This window comes from Maribacter thermophilus, assembly GCF_001020565.1.
GTDB lineage: Bacteria > Bacteroidota > Bacteroidia > Flavobacteriales > Flavobacteriaceae > Maribacter > Maribacter thermophilus.
In genome coordinates this window covers 1,930,882-1,947,669 of record NZ_LDAS01000001.1, presented here as the reverse complement: position 1 = coordinate 1,947,669, position 16,788 = coordinate 1,930,882, and the positions used below count along the sequence as shown (strand labels likewise).

Annotated in this window: 16 protein-coding genes; 11 read left to right on the top strand and 5 right to left on the bottom strand. The window is 37.2% G+C overall.

Annotation, left to right across the window (positions count from 1 at the left end; translation table 11 throughout):
* Window positions 1-31 precede the first annotated feature (31 nt).
* Window positions 32-784: a tRNA pseudouridine(38-40) synthase TruA gene (gene truA / locus AB657_RS08420; protein ID WP_047246087.1), complete on the top strand. Its 753-nt coding sequence runs from the start codon at window positions 32-34 to the stop codon at window positions 782-784.
* Window positions 774-2,540 carry an ABC transporter ATP-binding protein gene (locus AB657_RS08415; protein ID WP_047246086.1) on the top strand — a complete coding sequence of 589 codons (1,767 nt, stop codon included), beginning with the start codon at window positions 774-776 and terminating at the stop codon, window positions 2,538-2,540. The genes truA and AB657_RS08415 overlap by 11 nt, the downstream gene beginning before the upstream one ends.
* 6 nt (window positions 2,541-2,546) lie before the next feature.
* Here the strand turns inward: AB657_RS08415 and AB657_RS08410 are convergent, their stop codons facing one another.
* The 3 genes from AB657_RS08410 to folP are packed head-to-tail and all read right to left on the bottom strand — an operon-like array spanning window position 2,547 to window position 4,992.
* The gene (locus AB657_RS08410; protein ID WP_047246085.1) at window positions 2,547-3,326 is read right to left on the bottom strand and encodes a DUF3667 domain-containing protein; all 780 of its coding nucleotides are present in this window, start codon (window positions 3,324-3,326) and stop codon (window positions 2,547-2,549) included.
* Window positions 3,326-4,111, bottom strand: a complete 786-nt coding sequence (cdaA, locus tag AB657_RS08405) for a diadenylate cyclase CdaA (protein WP_047246084.1) — start codon at window positions 4,109-4,111, stop codon at window positions 3,326-3,328. Before cdaA ends, AB657_RS08410 begins: the two co-directional genes overlap by 1 nt.
* 56 nt (window positions 4,112-4,167) lie before the next feature.
* Window positions 4,168-4,992 (bottom strand): dihydropteroate synthase, encoded by an 825-nt coding sequence (folP, locus tag AB657_RS08400; protein ID WP_047246083.1) that lies wholly within the window; start codon window positions 4,990-4,992, stop codon window positions 4,168-4,170.
* A gap of 102 nt (window positions 4,993-5,094) precedes the next feature.
* Between folP and AB657_RS08395 the strand changes: the two genes are divergently transcribed.
* The 5 genes from AB657_RS08395 (at window position 5,095) to AB657_RS08375 (ending at window position 8,757) form a co-directional block, all read left to right on the top strand.
* The gene (locus AB657_RS08395) at window positions 5,095-5,643 is read left to right on the top strand and encodes a DUF1599 domain-containing protein (protein ID WP_047246082.1); all 549 of its coding nucleotides are present in this window, start codon (window positions 5,095-5,097) and stop codon (window positions 5,641-5,643) included.
* Window positions 5,644-5,649: 6 nt separating this feature from the next.
* Window positions 5,650-6,747: a BT_3928 family protein gene (locus tag AB657_RS08390; protein WP_047246081.1), complete on the top strand. Its 1,098-nt coding sequence runs from the start codon at window positions 5,650-5,652 to the stop codon at window positions 6,745-6,747.
* A 48-nt stretch (window positions 6,748-6,795) separates the two neighbouring features.
* Window positions 6,796-7,545 (top strand): triose-phosphate isomerase, encoded by a 750-nt coding sequence (tpiA, locus tag AB657_RS08385; protein ID WP_047246080.1) that lies wholly within the window; start codon window positions 6,796-6,798, stop codon window positions 7,543-7,545.
* A gap of 79 nt (window positions 7,546-7,624) precedes the next feature.
* The gene (gene prmA, locus AB657_RS08380) at window positions 7,625-8,461 is read left to right on the top strand and encodes a 50S ribosomal protein L11 methyltransferase (RefSeq protein ID WP_047246079.1); all 837 of its coding nucleotides are present in this window, start codon (window positions 7,625-7,627) and stop codon (window positions 8,459-8,461) included.
* A gap of 20 nt (window positions 8,462-8,481) precedes the next feature.
* Window positions 8,482-8,757: an ATP-dependent Clp protease adaptor ClpS gene (locus AB657_RS08375; RefSeq protein ID WP_047247887.1), complete on the top strand. Its 276-nt coding sequence runs from the start codon at window positions 8,482-8,484 to the stop codon at window positions 8,755-8,757.
* A gap of 424 nt (window positions 8,758-9,181) precedes the next feature.
* Here the strand turns inward: AB657_RS08375 and AB657_RS08365 are convergent, their stop codons facing one another.
* Both AB657_RS08365 and AB657_RS08360 read right to left on the bottom strand, forming a co-directional pair.
* Window positions 9,182-9,403 (bottom strand): hypothetical protein, encoded by a 222-nt coding sequence (locus tag AB657_RS08365; protein WP_047246077.1) that lies wholly within the window; start codon window positions 9,401-9,403, stop codon window positions 9,182-9,184.
* Window positions 9,404-9,658: 255 nt separating this feature from the next.
* A complete protein-coding gene (locus AB657_RS08360; RefSeq protein WP_047246076.1) occupies window positions 9,659-10,351 on the bottom strand; it encodes an NUDIX hydrolase in 693 nt (230 codons plus the stop codon).
* Window positions 10,352-11,678: 1,327 nt separating this feature from the next.
* Between AB657_RS08360 and AB657_RS08355 the strand changes: the two genes are divergently transcribed.
* The 4 genes from AB657_RS08355 to AB657_RS08340 all read left to right on the top strand — a co-directional run bounded on the left by AB657_RS08355 (window position 11,679) and on the right by AB657_RS08340 (window position 16,785).
* Window positions 11,679-13,355: a ribulokinase gene (locus tag AB657_RS08355; protein WP_047246075.1), complete on the top strand. Its 1,677-nt coding sequence runs from the start codon at window positions 11,679-11,681 to the stop codon at window positions 13,353-13,355.
* 1 nt (window position 13,356) lies between these two features.
* Window positions 13,357-14,067, top strand: coding sequence for an L-ribulose-5-phosphate 4-epimerase (locus AB657_RS08350; RefSeq protein ID WP_047247886.1), 711 nt, complete (start codon window positions 13,357-13,359; stop codon window positions 14,065-14,067).
* A 19-nt stretch (window positions 14,068-14,086) separates the two neighbouring features.
* Window positions 14,087-15,586, top strand: coding sequence for an L-arabinose isomerase (araA, locus tag AB657_RS08345; protein ID WP_047247885.1), 1,500 nt, complete (start codon window positions 14,087-14,089; stop codon window positions 15,584-15,586).
* 92 nt (window positions 15,587-15,678) lie between these two features.
* On the top strand, window positions 15,679-16,785 hold the full coding sequence (locus AB657_RS08340; RefSeq protein ID WP_232304864.1) for an aldose epimerase family protein: 1,107 nt from the start codon (window positions 15,679-15,681) through the stop codon (window positions 16,783-16,785).
* Window positions 16,786-16,788 lie beyond the last annotated feature (3 nt).

Sequence of the window (16,788 nt, the reverse complement as noted above, 5' to 3'; positions counted from 1 at the left end):
TCTTTGTGATCCACAAAACTAATGTATCCTTTTGAGATATTTTATTCAATTTTCATACTTCGGTAAATGCTATCATGGGTGGCAAAAGCAGCCAAATGCGTTAACGGTACAAGAAGTTCTAGAGGGCGTTTTTACCAAATTGTTGAGGCAAAAAATAGATTTGGTAGGTGCGGGCCGTACAGATACCGGGGTACATGCCAAAGAAATGTATGCGCATTTTGACATTGACCAAATTACCGATATACCCAACTTAATTTATAGGGCCAATGCTTTTTTGCCTGATGATATTGCCGTGTCGGATATTTTTCCTGTACGTTCAAAAGCCCATGCCAGGTTTGATGCCGAAGAAAGGTCATACGAATATTTGATCAGTCCCAGAAAAGACCCTTTTTATAAGGATAGTGCACATTACATAAGGTTTCCTTTAGATTTGGACCAAATGAACAGTGCTGCCGAATTGCTTTTTGGGAGACAGGATTTTGAGTGTTTTTCTAAATCTAAAACAGATGTAAGAACATATTTCTGTGATGTTAAGACGGCTATTTGGACAAGGGAAGAGGGAATCGTTGTTTTCAGGATTACCGCAGATCGATTTTTAAGAAATATGGTAAGGGCCGTGGTCGGAACACTCTTGGATGTAGGAACTGGTAAATATCCTGCAGACTATGTTAAGTCCATCTTAAAAAGTAAAGATCGCTCCAAAGCCGGAGTTTCTGTCCCTGCAAAAGGATTATATTTGACGTCTGTAAAGTATCCCAATACGATTTTTAATAATGAACAGTAACTCAGGTAAAGCTTTTGATACGCGTCTTTTTAAGCGTTTAATGGCGCATACACGCCCTTATCGACTTACCTTTTACGGGGTGGCTCTAGCAGCTATTTTACTATCTGCTTTTGCCGTGTTGACCCCTGTGATTTTAAAGAAAATAGTTGATGAGGCCATTAAGGGCGGTAATGGTGAGAAGTTGTTATACCTTACCATTGCCATGCTGGTTGTGTTAATAGGCCAAGTTATAAGTCAGTTATGTTTTAATTATTATGCAAACTGGTTGGGTGAATCGGTTATTAGGGATGTAAGGATAAACCTGTTTAAGAAGATGCTAGGGTTTCGAATGAAATACTTTGATAACTCTTCTTTGGGTGTATTGGTTACCAGGGCCGTGGCAGATATGCAGCGTATTGGTGAGATATTCAGTCAAGGTTTTTTTGTGATAGTGGCCGATTTATTGAAAATGTTGGTGGCTGCAGGTGTCATGGTGTACATAAACTGGAAATTGGCCTTGATTGTTTTTGCTGTCTTACCAATTATTCTTTACGCCACCAGATTGTTTCAAAAGGCAATGAAAGTCGCTTTTACAGAGGTAAGGGCAGAGGTATCTAACTTAAATTCATTTGTACAGGAACGAATTACGGGAATGAAGATAGTACAGCTCTTTACCCGTGAAAAAATAGAAAGTGAAAAGTTTAGAAAAATTAATGAAAAGCACCAAAATGCTTGGTTAAAAACGGTTTGGTACAACTCTATTTTCTTTCCAATAGCCGAAATCGTTTCTTCGATTACGGTTGGTTTGGTCGTATGGTACGGCGGATTGGAAAACGTTGCCAATATTTCTGATGATGTTGCGGGTACTGTTTTTGCTTTTATAATGTTGATAGATCTGTTGTTTAGGCCTTTGCGACAAATTGCCGATAAATTTAACACCTTGCAAATGGGTATGGTGGCGGCCAATAGGGTTTTTAAAATTTTGGATACGGACAGTTCTATTGATGATTTGGGTACTGTGGAGAAAGAAGAAGTAAAGGGAAGTATTGAATTTAAAGATGTTCGGTTTGGTTATTTAGAGGACGAAGAAGTGTTGCACGGGATCTCGTTTAGTGTAAACGCTGGGGAAACAGTGGCAATAGTAGGGGCTACCGGAGCCGGTAAATCCACAATAATAAACTTGTTGAACAGATTTTATGAAATTAATTCAGGTACCATATTGGTAGATGGTATTGATATAAAAGACTATAAGTTGGCTTCTTTAAGGGCTCACATAGCAGTAGTGTTGCAAGATGTTTTTCTTTTTGCGGACACTATTGCCAATAATATCTCACTGAAAAATCCGTCCGTATCCGTCTTAGATATAGAACGAGCGGCCAAAGCTATTGGCGTAGACGAGTTTATCGCCAGTTTACCCGATGGTTACGATTATAACGTAAAAGAACGTGGTACTATGTTGTCTAGTGGGCAAAGGCAGCTGATCGCATTTTTACGTGCCTACGTGAGTAAGCCCAGTATTTTGGTGTTGGACGAAGCTACCTCGTCTATAGACACCTATTCTGAACAATTGATACAGAGGGCTACCGAAAAAATTACGGAAGGTAGAACATCAATAGTCATTGCACATAGGTTGGCTACCATTAAGAAGGCGGATAAGATTATAGTGATGGATGCCGGTAAAATAGTGGAGATTGGTACGCACCAAGAGCTTCTGAAAAAAGATGGCTACTATCGCGGTTTGTACGAAGCCCAATTTTTGGCAGAAGAGGTCGCTTAACGGTTCTTAGATTTTCCTAGGCCTAAAATCTTCAAGGTTGATCGTTCCAAGAATCAACATAATAATGGGTATTACTATTGATAGGCTAAAGTACATAATGGTAAAAAGTGTCCAAAAAATAAATACTTTGGACCAAAGCTCTATCCCTTTTTCCTTTGACACTCTTTTTATAACAAATGCCGTGTACAAATACATGAACAACAGGGCGGTCAGACCAAAAATACCATACGCTTCAGGGTTGAACAAAATTATGATACAAGAAGGAATGAAAATTGAGAGGGAATAATGCGCCAATGAATAAATAAATATGATGGACCTTTCAGAAAAATTATACTTCTTTTCCCTAAAGCATAACCATCCGGCCATTGACATCATTGGTATGTATAGTATAAACAGAAGAGCTTGATAGTCGTATATGGTGTCCATTAATTTTTCTTGGGCTATGCTGGTAGTGCCCATACCCCAAAAATCAACATTAATGTTTAGTCCAACTTTTTTTATCAGAAATACCAAAAAACCGGAAAGTGTTATAGATATACCTAAATAACTTATTGGGTTAAGGTATTTTCTGCGAATCCCTTTTATGTAGCCTTCCGTTACCACTTCTGGCTTTGTAAATAGGTGTATAAATGTTTTTAGAAAAGTATTATCAAGATTAAAATAGCGTTCTATGATATCTCCCCATAAACTTTTTACGGTAAGTCGGTTGCGTATTACTTTAGCACCGCAATTGGGACAGTAAGAATAATCTGTTCGTAAGTTATCGTTACAATTCTTACATTCCATTAGGTCAAATCCTTTTTTATCATGGCAGCCAATTCGTTTAAAGAATTGTATTTTATAAACTCTCCGTGTTTAATATAGGAAATTAAACCTGTTTCTTCACTTACCACCAAACATAGGGCATCTGTTTTTTCAGAAATACCAATGGCGGCCCTATGTCTTAACCCAAACCTTAAAGGAATGTTACGTTCGTTGGATACAGGTAAGATGACCCGTGTGGCTACGATAAAATTGTCGACTATAACGGCTGCGCCGTCATGTAAGGGGCTGTTTTTGTAGAAGATACTCTCGATAATTGGTTGTGAAATTTCAATATTCATGTGATCTCCCGTATTTTTTACGAAATCCAATGAATTACCTCTTTCTATTACCAAAAGGGCACCTGTTTTGGAAGAGGCCATTTTTTCACAAGCTCTTAGAATGGCATCAACATCGGTATTGGTGGTTTCACCTTCTGGTTTTAAAAATTTGAAGTGTTTTATAAAGTTTCTTTTATTGGCAAAATTGGTGGATCCGATCATTAAAAGGAATTTTCTGATTTCTTGTTGAAAAACAATGATCAGTGCAATAAGGCCAACTTGCATAAAGGCACCAACGATACTGCTTATCATCTCCATGCCCAAAAGTTCTGTAAGCTTCCAGAAGGCCCAGACGATGACAATTCCTATAAAAATATTGATAGCGACCGAACCACGTACCAACTTGTACACGTAGTAGAGAAGTACGGCCACTAAAACGATATCAAGTATATCGGTAATCTTAAAGTCGATAAAATTCAAAAAATCCAAGTAAAGCCGTTTGTGTAAAATTAACAAAAATAGACACACAAAAAACCACTTACATATTAAGCGGTTAATTGATCATAAATTTTTACGCATTCCATAGCTTCCTTAACATCGTGAACACGCAGAATATTGGCACCTTTTTCCAAGGCCAGCATATTTAGTGCCGTAGTACCGTTTAGCGCGTTTTGGGGGTCTGTACCCAATAATTTGTAAATCATCGACTTTCTGCTAATACCGACCAATATAGGTTTGTCGGTAATTTTTAAAAGATTTAATTTGTTTAAGAGCTCATAGTTTTGTTGTAATGTTTTAGAAAATCCAAAACCGGGATCTACTATAATATCTTTTATGCCCAGTGATGTGGCTTTGTTTGTTTGTTGTGAAAAGAAAAAGAGCATATCGGTGATCAGATTTTCATAATCGGTATATTGCTGCATTGTTTTTGGGGTTCCGCGCATGTGCATCATTATGTACGGAACATTGTATTTGGCAATTACGGTCAACATACCTTCGTCCAAAAGACCAGAAGAAATATCATTGATGATAGCTGCTCCCACTTGTATCGCTTCTTCGGCAACTTTGCCTTTAAAAGTGTCTATGGATAATAAAATATCAGGAAATTCTTTTAAAATTAAATGTAAGACCGGCAGTAATCTTTTTAGTTCTTCGGAGGTAGAAACTTCTGTGGCGCCAGGTCTGCTACTGTATGCCCCTATATCTATAAATGTTGCTCCGTTCACGAGCATATTCTCTACCTGCCTTAAAATGCTAGCATCATCTTTGTGTTTGCCACCATCGTAGAAAGAATCTGGGGTGATGTTTACTATGCCCATAACTTTGGGGCTGTTCAAATCTATAAGTTTTCCCTTGCAATTAATGGTCATCTGTTCTATGTTGCTTAATAGATTATTACTTTTAAGTTTAAAGCGTCAACTTTGATGGTTACAAAATTTTAAGCGAAATTTACACAAATTAGAAAGAATCACATGCAAAAAACCGGAGAGCAGTATGATGCTGTAATAAAAGTCTGCCGAGAGTTATATGAGAAAAAGATGCGAGATTATGGTTGTGCATGGCGCATTTTAAGGTTACCTTCTCTCACGGATCAAATATTTATAAAGGCTCAAAGAATACGCAGTCTTCAAGAAAATGAGGTAAGAAAGGTAGATGAAGGGGAGATATCCGAATTTATAGGTATTGTCAATTACTCGGTAATGGCTTTGATCCAGTTAGAACTAGGAGTGGCCGACCAACCCGATCTTAGCCCTGAAGAGGCGATTGAACTATATAAAAAGCACATTGCTGTTACAAAGGAATTAATGCTGAACAAGAATCATGATTACGGTGAGGCGTGGAGAGATATGCGGGTAAGTTCCCTGACCGATTTGATACTTCAGAAGCTGTTAAGGGTCAAACAAATAGAGGACAATAAAGGAAAAACATTGGTAAGCGAAGGCATAGATGCAAATTATCAGGATATGATAAATTACGCTGTTTTTGCCTTGATACATTTAAATTTAGGAATAAAATCATAAGCTTTTATGAAGTATATATTAGGTGTAGTCAGAATTTTTGTAGGTGTATTATTTATTATCAGTGGTTATATTAAACTGAACGATCCTGTCGGGTTTTCATTTAAACTGGAAGAATACTTTAGTCAAGGGGTGTTGAATCTTCCCTTTTTTGAGCCTTACGCTTTGGCGATTTCTATTTTTGTGGTTATTCTAGAAGTGCTGTTGGGGGTATTGTTGATTGTAGGTTATAAACCAAAATTTACACTGTGGAGCCTTCTGGGCATGATCGTTTTCTTTACCTTTTTAACTTTTTACTCCGCGTACTTCAATAAAGTGACGGATTGTGGGTGCTTTGGTGATGCCATCAAATTAACACCATGGGAGTCTTTTACTAAAGATGTGGTTTTGTTGGTGCTTATATTACTATTGTTCTTTGGTGGAAAATATATAAAACCCTTGTTCAGGCCATTTACCACAAAGGTGATCGTAGCACTTTCGTTAGTCGCCTGTGTTGTATATGCCTATTATGTATTAAATCATTTACCGGTAATAGATTTTAGACCATATGAAATCGGGAAAAATATAGAGGAAGGCATGGGTATACCGGAAGGAGCCCCAAAGCCTGTATACGAATATGCATGGAAGTTTAATGTGAACGGTACAGAAGAGGTAATAGTTACCAACGGAGATTATCCAACGGTAGATGGAGAATTTATTGGTGTAGAGACCGAAGAGATCCAGAAGGGGTACGAACCTCCCGTACATGATTTTACCATAGAGCAAAATGGAGAGGATTTTGCCGCTGGTTTATTGCAAGAACCCAAATTGGTAATGGTAATCGCATATGATCTGCGCAAGGCTAACCTAGATATGTTCAGTCAAATAAAGAAGGTTTCCGATCAAGCATCCAATAAAGGATATAAAGTAATAGGAATGTCTGCCTCTTCTTCTGACCAAACTAATGAATTGGTTAAAAAATATGACTTGAATTTTGAGTTCTATTTTACGGATGAGACAACTTTAAAAACAATCGTGAGATCTAACCCAGGGGTGCTTGTCTTAGAGAAAGGTACTATAAAACAAAAAGTACATTATAATGATTTGGACGAGTTGGTGTTCGATTGATAGTGTACCGCAAAAACGAATTTAAATTTAGAAACAAACAATAAGATAATGAGAAGTAAAATAGTTGCAGGAAATTGGAAAATGAACAAGAATTTGGAGGAAACGGAAACTTTATTGACAGAATTGTCAGGTAAGTTGCCAGATTCTGAAGCAGAGGTTATGGTGGCACCCACTTTTGTAAATTTATCTGCAGCGGTTCGTAATCTTGAAAATTCCAGTATTCAGGTCATTGCACAGAATATGCATTTTGCCGAAAGTGGTGCCTATACAGGTGAAATTTCTGCCGATATGCTTTTGAATATAGGTGTTGATACCTGTATCATTGGCCATTCGGAAAGAAGAGCTTATTTTGGGGAGACCGACGAAATCTTGGCCAAGAAAATAAAAACAGCCTTAAAAAATGGTATTAGGGTAATGTTCTGTTTTGGCGAAGAGTTAGAGGACCGTAAATCGGGAAATCACTTTAAAGTAGTCGAAAGTCAATTAAAGAATGCCCTGTTTTCTTTGGATAAGGATGCATGGAGCAAAATTATTTTGGCATACGAACCCGTTTGGGCCATTGGCACGGGGGAAACGGCTTCTCCTGAGCAAGCACAGGAAATGCATGCCTTTATCAGAAAAACAATTGCCGAAGCCTTTGATGCATCTGTTGCCGATAATGTTTCCATACTATACGGTGGTAGTGTAAAGCCCGGAAATGCAGCCGAGATTTTTTCTAAACCGGATGTAGATGGTGGACTTATTGGTGGTGCTTCTTTGGTGGCGAACGATTTTATAGATATTATCAAAGCAATATAAGTACAGAACAAAGGAAAATTTATTTTTTCAATTATATGAACAAAGGGTATCTTCGATACCCTTTTTTAAATTGTTTTAAATGAGTAACACTATTTATATAGAATACCGGTTTAAAGTGGCACCGTTACAACCTGCTTCCGATATTCTTATTGCCGAATTGGGAGAACTTGGTTTTGAAAGTTTTGTTGAGGAAGAAACAGGTATTTTGGCATATATTCAAAAAGAAGATTGGGAGAAAGAAATGCTTCAAAATCTAGAGATACTCAAAAACCCGAATTTTAAGATAGAGTTTGTAGTAAAAGAAATAGAGCAAGAGAATTGGAATGCTACTTGGGAACAAAATTTTCAACCCATATTGGTAGAGGATATATGTATGATCAGAGCACCCTTTCATGAAAAGAAAGATGTGAAGTATGATATTGTCATAGAGCCTAAAATGAGTTTTGGCACCGGACACCATGAAACCACGCATATGATGCTACAACACCTGCTGTTATTAGATTTGAAAGGTAAAAGTGTTCTTGATATGGGTTGCGGTACGGGGGTCTTGGCAATTTTATCGGCAAAACTTGGGGGTAACCCCATAGATGCCATAGATATCGACAATTGGTGCTATTTAAATGCAAAAGAGAACGTTGAGAGAAACAATGTAGGTTTTATTCAGGTCTATGAAGGTGATGCAAGTCTTTTAGGGGATAAAAAGTACGATGTTATTATTGCGAACATCAATAGAAATATACTCCTATCGGACATACCCGACTATAGAGCTTGCTTAAAAGAAAATGGAATTCTTTTGTTAAGCGGTTTTTACACCGAAGATTTAAAATTGATTACCGATAAGTGTTCGGAAATAGGTTTGAAGTTCGAAAAAAATATTGAAAAGAATAATTGGGTTGCGGCAAAATATGTAATTTAGAGATAATTAAACAGAAAATGATGGGCACTAAAGAAAAAATTTCCGAAGAGCTCCTTTTAGAGGAAGAAACGGTAAAACAAAATGAAATTGTACTGTTTAATGATGATGTGAATACCTTTGATCATGTCATTGATACATTGATCGCCATATGTGATCATACCCCAGAGCAGGCCGAGCAATGTGCTTTAATAGTACATTACAAAGGCAAGTGTACGGTTAAAACTGGGGAGTATAGTGATCTGGAACCACGTTGTTCGGCATTGTTGAACGCTGGTTTAAGTGCCGAGATAGTTTAGGTGGCTGTTGTTGACCACTACTTCTTTTCTAGTTCACAACTATTTTTTACTCCAGTAGGATTATGGTTCTATATTACATGTATATACATAAATATAAAGGCCATCGTAAAACAAAGGAAAACTAAAAAGATAAAAAAGTTTCGAAAGATAAAACTAAATAGTTCATTTAGTTTTTTGACTAATTTTTGGGTATGCACAATAGTTGGTTTTGGTAGGGGTAAAGATGAATTTTTTAAACAAGGCAGTGCAAAAAAAATGGGTAAAAAGATAAATATAAAGGATAAGGAACAATAGGCTATTGAGGCAACTATCCGATGTAAAAAAGCAAGGCACCTTATTTTAAAATAAGGGGCCTTGCTTTTTTATAGATTGTATGTGCTACTATAATTTTCAGCACTAATTAAGAACAAGAATCGATAAAGGTTTAAACCAGTGGAACACCGTTTAAACGTTTTTCAATTTTTTTCTTTTTCTCTGTTAGACGCTTCATAACATCCATAAGGTTAGCATCTTTTGTTTCTTTGTAAACTTCGTTGATACTCAATATTAAAGCTTTTGCTTCCCTGGATGCCTCCACTCGGTCACTGGTGGACATATTGCTCATTTTTCGACTTTCAAATTCCTGAGCTTTTTCAAGTAAATCCATTAATGTTTTTTTTCAAAGTTAACATAAATATCAAATTACGCAATTCTTTCTTAATTGGAAGCAATTATAGTACTATTTATATAACATATTTATGATGATTTTAACTAAAAATAGTTATAAATAGGGGGAAATATTTCTTGATAAGGTCAAGGATTTTATGAATCAAGTAAAATTGGTCAACAATAGATATTGTTAGGGTAGAGTTTGTGCGATGATTTCTGCTTTAAAACCATGTCTAATAGTAGTGGATAAGGGTTAAATTTTAAATATAAAACCGTCTTCCACCTTTCTACGGTATTTTTCTTCATCAAATTTAAATAGAAAAGCACCTTTTTTGGAAGATGACATATCTTTTTCATTTAGTTTGATCAATATATCCAAAGAATTGAATTTATTGATGAAGTTACGTTTATCCAATTTTTTGTCCAAAATGGCCTCGTATAGTTTTTGAAGTTGGCGCATGGTAAATTTTGGAGGCAATAGCTCAAAACCTATAGGCTTGGTAAGTGCCCTTCTTCTTAAACGAGATATTGCCTTCTCTACCATAAGGTGGTGATCAAATATTAATTTTGGCGCTTCCTTTAAACTGAACCACTGTACGGGATTCTGTTTTAAGAGTGCCTTATCGTGGGTGGCAATATCTATCAAAGCATAATAAGCGACCGATATGGTTCTTTCCGCAGGGTCACGATCAACCTTTGAGAAAGTATATAGTTGCTCCATGTAAATATTGTTAAGCCCTGTCAAATAGCGCAGTATCCTAGTAGCAGCTTCATCTAAATTTTCTTCTTTTTTAAGAAAACCACCTATCAGGGACCATTTGCCTTTTTCTGGTTCAAAGTCTCTTTTTACCAATAATATTTTTAACTCTTCTTGATCAAAACCGAAAATTATACAGTCTAAGGCGAGTAAGACCTTGTCTTCATTTTTGTAACTGCTAAGAACCATTTATTTTTTTGTATGTGGACAAATTAACAATAAATATAAATTTATGAAAGCTTGCTCTACGATAATTTAATTTGAAGGGAAAGGCGTTTGCGAAGAATAAGTGTTAAAATTACGCTTTTATATTTATTTTATAGCTCAAGGAGTTATTTTTAGTGATTTACATGGCATTATAGAAGATACTTTTGAGAAAATATCAAAATTAAAGTTTAATTGTGAATATGAGGTTGGTCAAAAGTTATAAGCTATTGTTGGGTAATAGGAGTTTTTTCTTTTTTTGCTGATTTGATTTTAGGAGGTTACATGTCCCTCATTTGGGTACTATGAAGAATTATTTCGTTACTAGCGGAAGTAATCGATGCTTTCTTTTGAAATGTTAGGAGTCGTGATTTGGTGCTAAAATCGTATGGAAAGTTGTACTACCTGCTTAGTTTAATGGAAAAAATACGATCCTTATTCCAAAGCCATATTTGGTGTATAGTCTGTTTTTTGAGATACCTGAGGCTATTTTCGATAGTAAACGTCATTCAATTCAATAATATATGAATGGGTATGTGTTTTAATAGTTTATTTGACTGTGCAGTAAGGTTTAATGTAAATCATTAATCTATTGTCATGAATATTTTATATACAAATGTTAGGCTTGTTTTAAAAGAACTTAACTACGATAGTAGAAATAGTTCAAATTCATCGTAATTGGGTTTCATATCAACTTTTAGTATATGTATTATAAACTCTAAATAGAGTTTTAGCATGTAGTTTTTTACGGATTATATAGTTTTTTTTCTTTTAGTGTCAAAAATACACGTAATGTAATTTGTTTATGTAAATATTATTCTCTTTATTTACATGTGTAAAAAATACATTTAATAAGTTTTGATGTATTTTCTTATGAGTTCAAAATGAAGTATTGAGAAATGTAAAGTGTAAATTGAAGAGTATTAAAATGTTCGCAAGTACTTTTATTTCTTCTTCAATACAAGAAAAGATATAGTCTTCTCTTCGGATGTTTTTAGGTTAGTTGAGTAGGGTGGAAGATAGTTTGTTGAGTTAGTTAGATAGGGGGCATTTCAGAACTTTATGTTGTGTCCCTTTTTGTTTTATGTTGATGAAGAATAGGTAGTATAATTATAAAAATGAAATTAAGAGGTGAGTTATGAACTATAAAAATCATGTTTAAAACAATGGAGTGTAATTTTTTAGTAGGAGATGCTGTGTTGTTGGGTAGGCGGTTTTGTTATTGCCTCTCGCCTTGTAAACAAATATATGTTCATAAAGTTTTTTAGCACTTTATAATCTTGTGTTTACTTCGTAAAAATTGAATTATAGTATGAAAAGGTTTGTTATTGGCTTGGATTATGGTTCAGATTCCGTTAGGGCCGTACTAATTGATTCGGAGAACGGTAAAGAAATCGCTTCTGAGGTTCATTGGTACAGGAGGTGGAAAGAAAAGAAATACTGTGATCCGTCCATTAATCAATTTAGACAACATCCTCTTGATCATATAGAGGGGTTGGAGTTTACTATAAAATCCGTCATGGATAAGAGTAAGGTAGACTCAAAAGATGTTAAGGGCATATGCATAGATACTACGGGATCTTCTCCCATACCGGTAACCAAAGATGGCACTCCCTTGGCCTTGGTGGATGGTTTTCAAGAGAATCCGAATGCCATGATGGTACTTTGGAAAGACCATACCGCTATTAATGAAGCCGAACGTATCAATCAATTAGCGGAAAGTTGGGGGGGAGAGAACTTTACAAAATACGTAGGTGGTATCTATTCTTCTGAATGGTTTTGGGCGAAGATAGCCCATGTTGTCAAAGAAGATGTGAAGGTGAAGAACAAAGCATATACTTGGATGGAGCATTGTGATCTAATGACCTACCTTCTTATAGAAAATAAAGACTTACGGTCTTTTAAAAGAAGTAGATGTGCTGCAGGTCATAAAGCAATGTGGCACGAGAGCTGGGGAGGATTGCCTCCTAAAGAATTTTTAGCGTTGTTGGATCCATATTTAGCGGATTTAAGAGATAATTTGTACGATGAGACCTATACCTCAGATGAGGTCGCTGGTAATTTGAGCAAAGATTGGGCGGATAAATTAGGTCTGACCACAGATACGGCTATAGCGGTCGGTACGTTTGATGCCCATTCAGGGGCGGTCGGTGCCAGAATAACTGAAAATGCCCTTGTTAGGGTCATGGGTACTTCTACTTGCGATATTATTGTGGCAGATGCAAAGGCTGTTGATGGTAAAACCATTAAAGGTATTTGTGGTCAGGTAAACGGTTCTGTTATACCCGATATGATCGGATTAGAGGCAGGGCAGTCCGCTTTTGGCGATTTACTGGCTTGGTTTAAAGAGCTGCTTGCCTGGCCTATAGATAATTTGGTGATGACCTCTGAAATTTTGTCCGGTCAACAAAAGGAGAATTTAAAGAATGAACTCGAAAGCAAATTCATTGCCGAACTTTCGATTGCGGCCGAGGCTATTCCATTGTCGGAGAGTATACCAATAGCACTGGACTGGATCAATGGTAGAAGAACCCCGGATGCGGACCAAAATCTTAAAAGTGCAATTTCAAACTTGTCACTGGGTAGTAGGGCTCCGCATATTTTCAAAGCCTTGGTCAATGCCATTTGTTTCGGTTCAAAAAAGATAGCGGACCGTTTTCAAGAAGAAGGGGTTAAAATAGATACGGTTATCGGTATTGGAGGAGTAGCTAGAAAATCACCCTATATTATGCAAACCTTGGCAAATGTTATGAACATGCCCATAAAAGTTGCTGCCTCGGATCAGGCTCCTGCTTTGGGCGCTGCTATCTATGCAGCTGTAGCTTCTGGTATTTATTCTAATGTAGTAGAGGCAAGCGCACAAATGGGAAGTGAATTCGAGGCCGAGTATCGCCCACAAAAAGAAACCATAGCTATATACCAACAATTAATGGACTTATATACGGATTTGGGCGATTTTGTTGAAAGTTCAATTAAAAAAACTAAATAATATGGGGGCAAAATATAAAGAACTTAAAGAAGAATGTTTTGAGGCTAATATTGAGCTTAACGATCTAGGCTTGGTTATTTATACTTTTGGTAATGTCAGTTCCGTAGATAGAAATAGTGGTGTGTTTGCAATTAAACCAAGCGGTGTGCCCTATGAGAAGCTTAGACCGGAAGATATTGTGGTATTGGATTATAACAATACTATTGTAGAGGGTACGATGAGACCATCTTCTGATACTAAAACTCATGCGTTTCTTTATAAAAATTGGGGCCATATTGGAGGTATAGCCCATACACATGCAACTTATTCGGTGGCCTGGGCGCAAGCACAGAAAGATATTCCTGTTTTTGGGACAACACATGCCGATCATTTAACGGCAGATATACCTTGTGCCGAACCAATGAAAGATAGTCTTATAGAAGGAAACTATGAGCATAATACGGCAATACAGATTATTGATTGTTTCAAGGAAAGAGGATTATCCCCCCAAGAAGTAGAAATGGTGCTATTGGGCAACCATGGCCCCTTTACTTGGGGAAAGACTGCTGCGAAAGCTGTGTATAACAGTAAGGTTTTGGAGACCGTCGCGCAAATGGCGTACCTAACACTTCAGATAAATCCTAACGCGCCAAGATTAAAAGAAGGATTAATAAAAAAACACTATGAGCGTAAGCATGGCAAGAACGCCTATTACGGTCAACAAGAACAATAATAAATATACGAAATCGACTATGGTTGAAAAAGAAGTATGGTTTGTCACGGGTAGCCAGCATTTATATGGTCCTGAAACACTTAAGCAAGTAGCTGAAAATTCACAAGAAATTGTCAAAGGCTTTAATGTTTCCAATAATATTCCGATAAAAATTGTTTATAAACCCACCGTTAAAACTCCTGCTGAAATAACGGATATCTGTCTTTTGGCAAGTTCAACAAAAAACTGTATCGGTATAATTGCTTGGATGCATACTTTCTCGCCTGCAAAAATGTGGATAAAAGGGTTGAGTTTGTTGAGTAAACCGCTATGTCATCTACATACACAATTTAATGCTGAGGTGCCTTGGGAATCTATAGATATGGATTTTATGAATCTAAACCAGTCTGCCCATGGTGATAGGGAATTTGGCCATATGATGACCAGAATGCGCAAGGACAGGAAAATTATTGTTGGGCATTGGAAAGAGGAAAAACTTCAAAAAAAACTTGGTAACTGGGCTCGTGTGGCCTTGGGGTGGAATGAATTTCAGCATCTAAAGGTAGCAAGGTTGGGGGACAATATGAGAGAGGTTGCTGTAACGGATGGCGACAAGGTAGAGGCCCAATTGAGATTTGGTTTTTCGGTGAACGGGTATGATTCCTCTGATGTGGTAGATCATATAAAAAAGGTAACACAAGTAGAAGTGGATGCTCTGTTGGAAGAGTATGACAATTTGTATGAATTAAGTAACGATTTACAAATAGGAGGAGCAAAAAGACAGTCTTTGGTAGATGCGGCAAAAATTGAACTGGGTTTAAGGGCTTTCTTGGATCAAGGTAGCTTTAAGGCATTTACGGATACTTTTGAGAATCTTGGCGAATTGAAACAATTACCGGGTATTGCTGTTCAAAGGTTAATGGCGGACGGTTATGGTTTTGGAGGTGAGGGAGATTGGAAAACTTCTGCCTTACTAAGGGCTATGAAAGTAATGGCCAGGGATCTTAATGGAGGAACATCTTTTATGGAGGATTATACGTATCATTTTACTCCAGAAAAATCGTATGTAATGGGGTCTCATATGTTGGAAATATGCCCTTCGATCGCTGATGCAAAACCTTCTTGTGAAGTACACCCCTTAGGAATTGGAGGGAAAGAGGACCCGGTTCGCTTGGTTTTCAACGCCCCTGCCGGTCCGGCCATTAACGTATCTCTGGTAGATCTAGGAAATCGTTTTAGGTTGGTGGTCAATGAGGTAGAAGCAGTGAACCCCATGGGTAAATTACCTAATTTACCCGTTGCACGGGTATTGTGGGACCCCAAACCCGATTTAGAGATTGCCGCTACGTCTTGGATCTTGGCGGGTGGGGCTCATCATACAGTGTATACGCAGGCTTTGACCACTGAGTTTATCGAAGATTTTGCGGAAATGGCAGGAATTGAGTTGGTGGTGATAGATAAAAATACAACTGTCAGAGATTTAAAAAATCAGTTAAATGCCAATGAGGCATATTATCATTTGTTCAAAAATAATTTGTAATACATCTAATTATGAAACCATTCTTTAAATTGGGTAATTCAATTATCCTGTTGGGTATATTTGTTTTTAACGTTAATTGTAAACAGAAGACCATGAATAAAACTAGTGACGAAGCGTCGGTACCGAAAACAAAGTCTGTGAATATTGAAAAAAGTGATTTTGGGGTCACACAAGAAGGCGAAAAGGTGGCGTTGTTTACTTTAAACAATGAAGGGGGCATTTCAGTGGATGTTATTACTTATGGGGGGCGTATCACTTCTTTAAAGGCTCCCGATAAAAATGGAAAGGTTGAAAATGTTGTTCTAGGTTTTGATAATTTGGAGCAGTATGAAAAAGAAAATCCATTTTTTGGAGCTTTGGTTGGGAGATATGGCAACCGAATTGCAAAAGGAAAATTCAATTTAAATGGTACCGAATATACCTTGGCGAAGAATAATGGAGAGAATAGCCTGCACGGTGGAATCAAAGGCTTTGACAAAGTTGTATGGCAGGTAGAAGGTATAGAGGAATCCGATTCCTATGCTTCTTTAAAATTAAGTTACCTAAGTAAGGATATGGAAGAAGGTTTTCCAGGAAATCTGGCAACCGTTGTCACCTATACGTTGAACAAGGATAATAGTTTAGATGTTTTATATGAGGCTACCACTGACAAGACTACTGTGGTAAACCTTACCCAGCATTCGTATTTTAATCTTTCCGGTAATTTTTCGCGACCAATTTTGGACCATGAATTGCAAATTGCGGCCGATACATATGTTCCGGTCGATGGCGGGTTGATTCCTACGGGAGATTTGGCCTCTGTTGAAGGAACTCCTTTCGACTTTAGGGAACCGAAGTTGATAGGCAAAGATATTGATGCTAACGACGAACAGATAAAGTTGGGCGGAGGTTTTGATCACTGTTGGGTTCTTAAGGAGGCTGAAAAAGGTTATCGTTCGGTAGCAAAGGCTTACCATTCAGGTACTGGGCGTACGCTGGAAGTTTTAACGACAGAACCGGGAATACAATTTTATTCGGGTAATTTTTTGGATGGAACACTACCCGCTCCAAATGGGGGGACTTATGCTAAAAGAAGTGGCTTTTGTTTAGAGACCCAACATTATCCGGATTCGCCCAACCAACCTGGGTTTCCTTCCGTAGTTCTAGAGCCGGGCAAAAAATATAGGACTAAAACAACCTTTAAACTAGCAACCAAATAACCA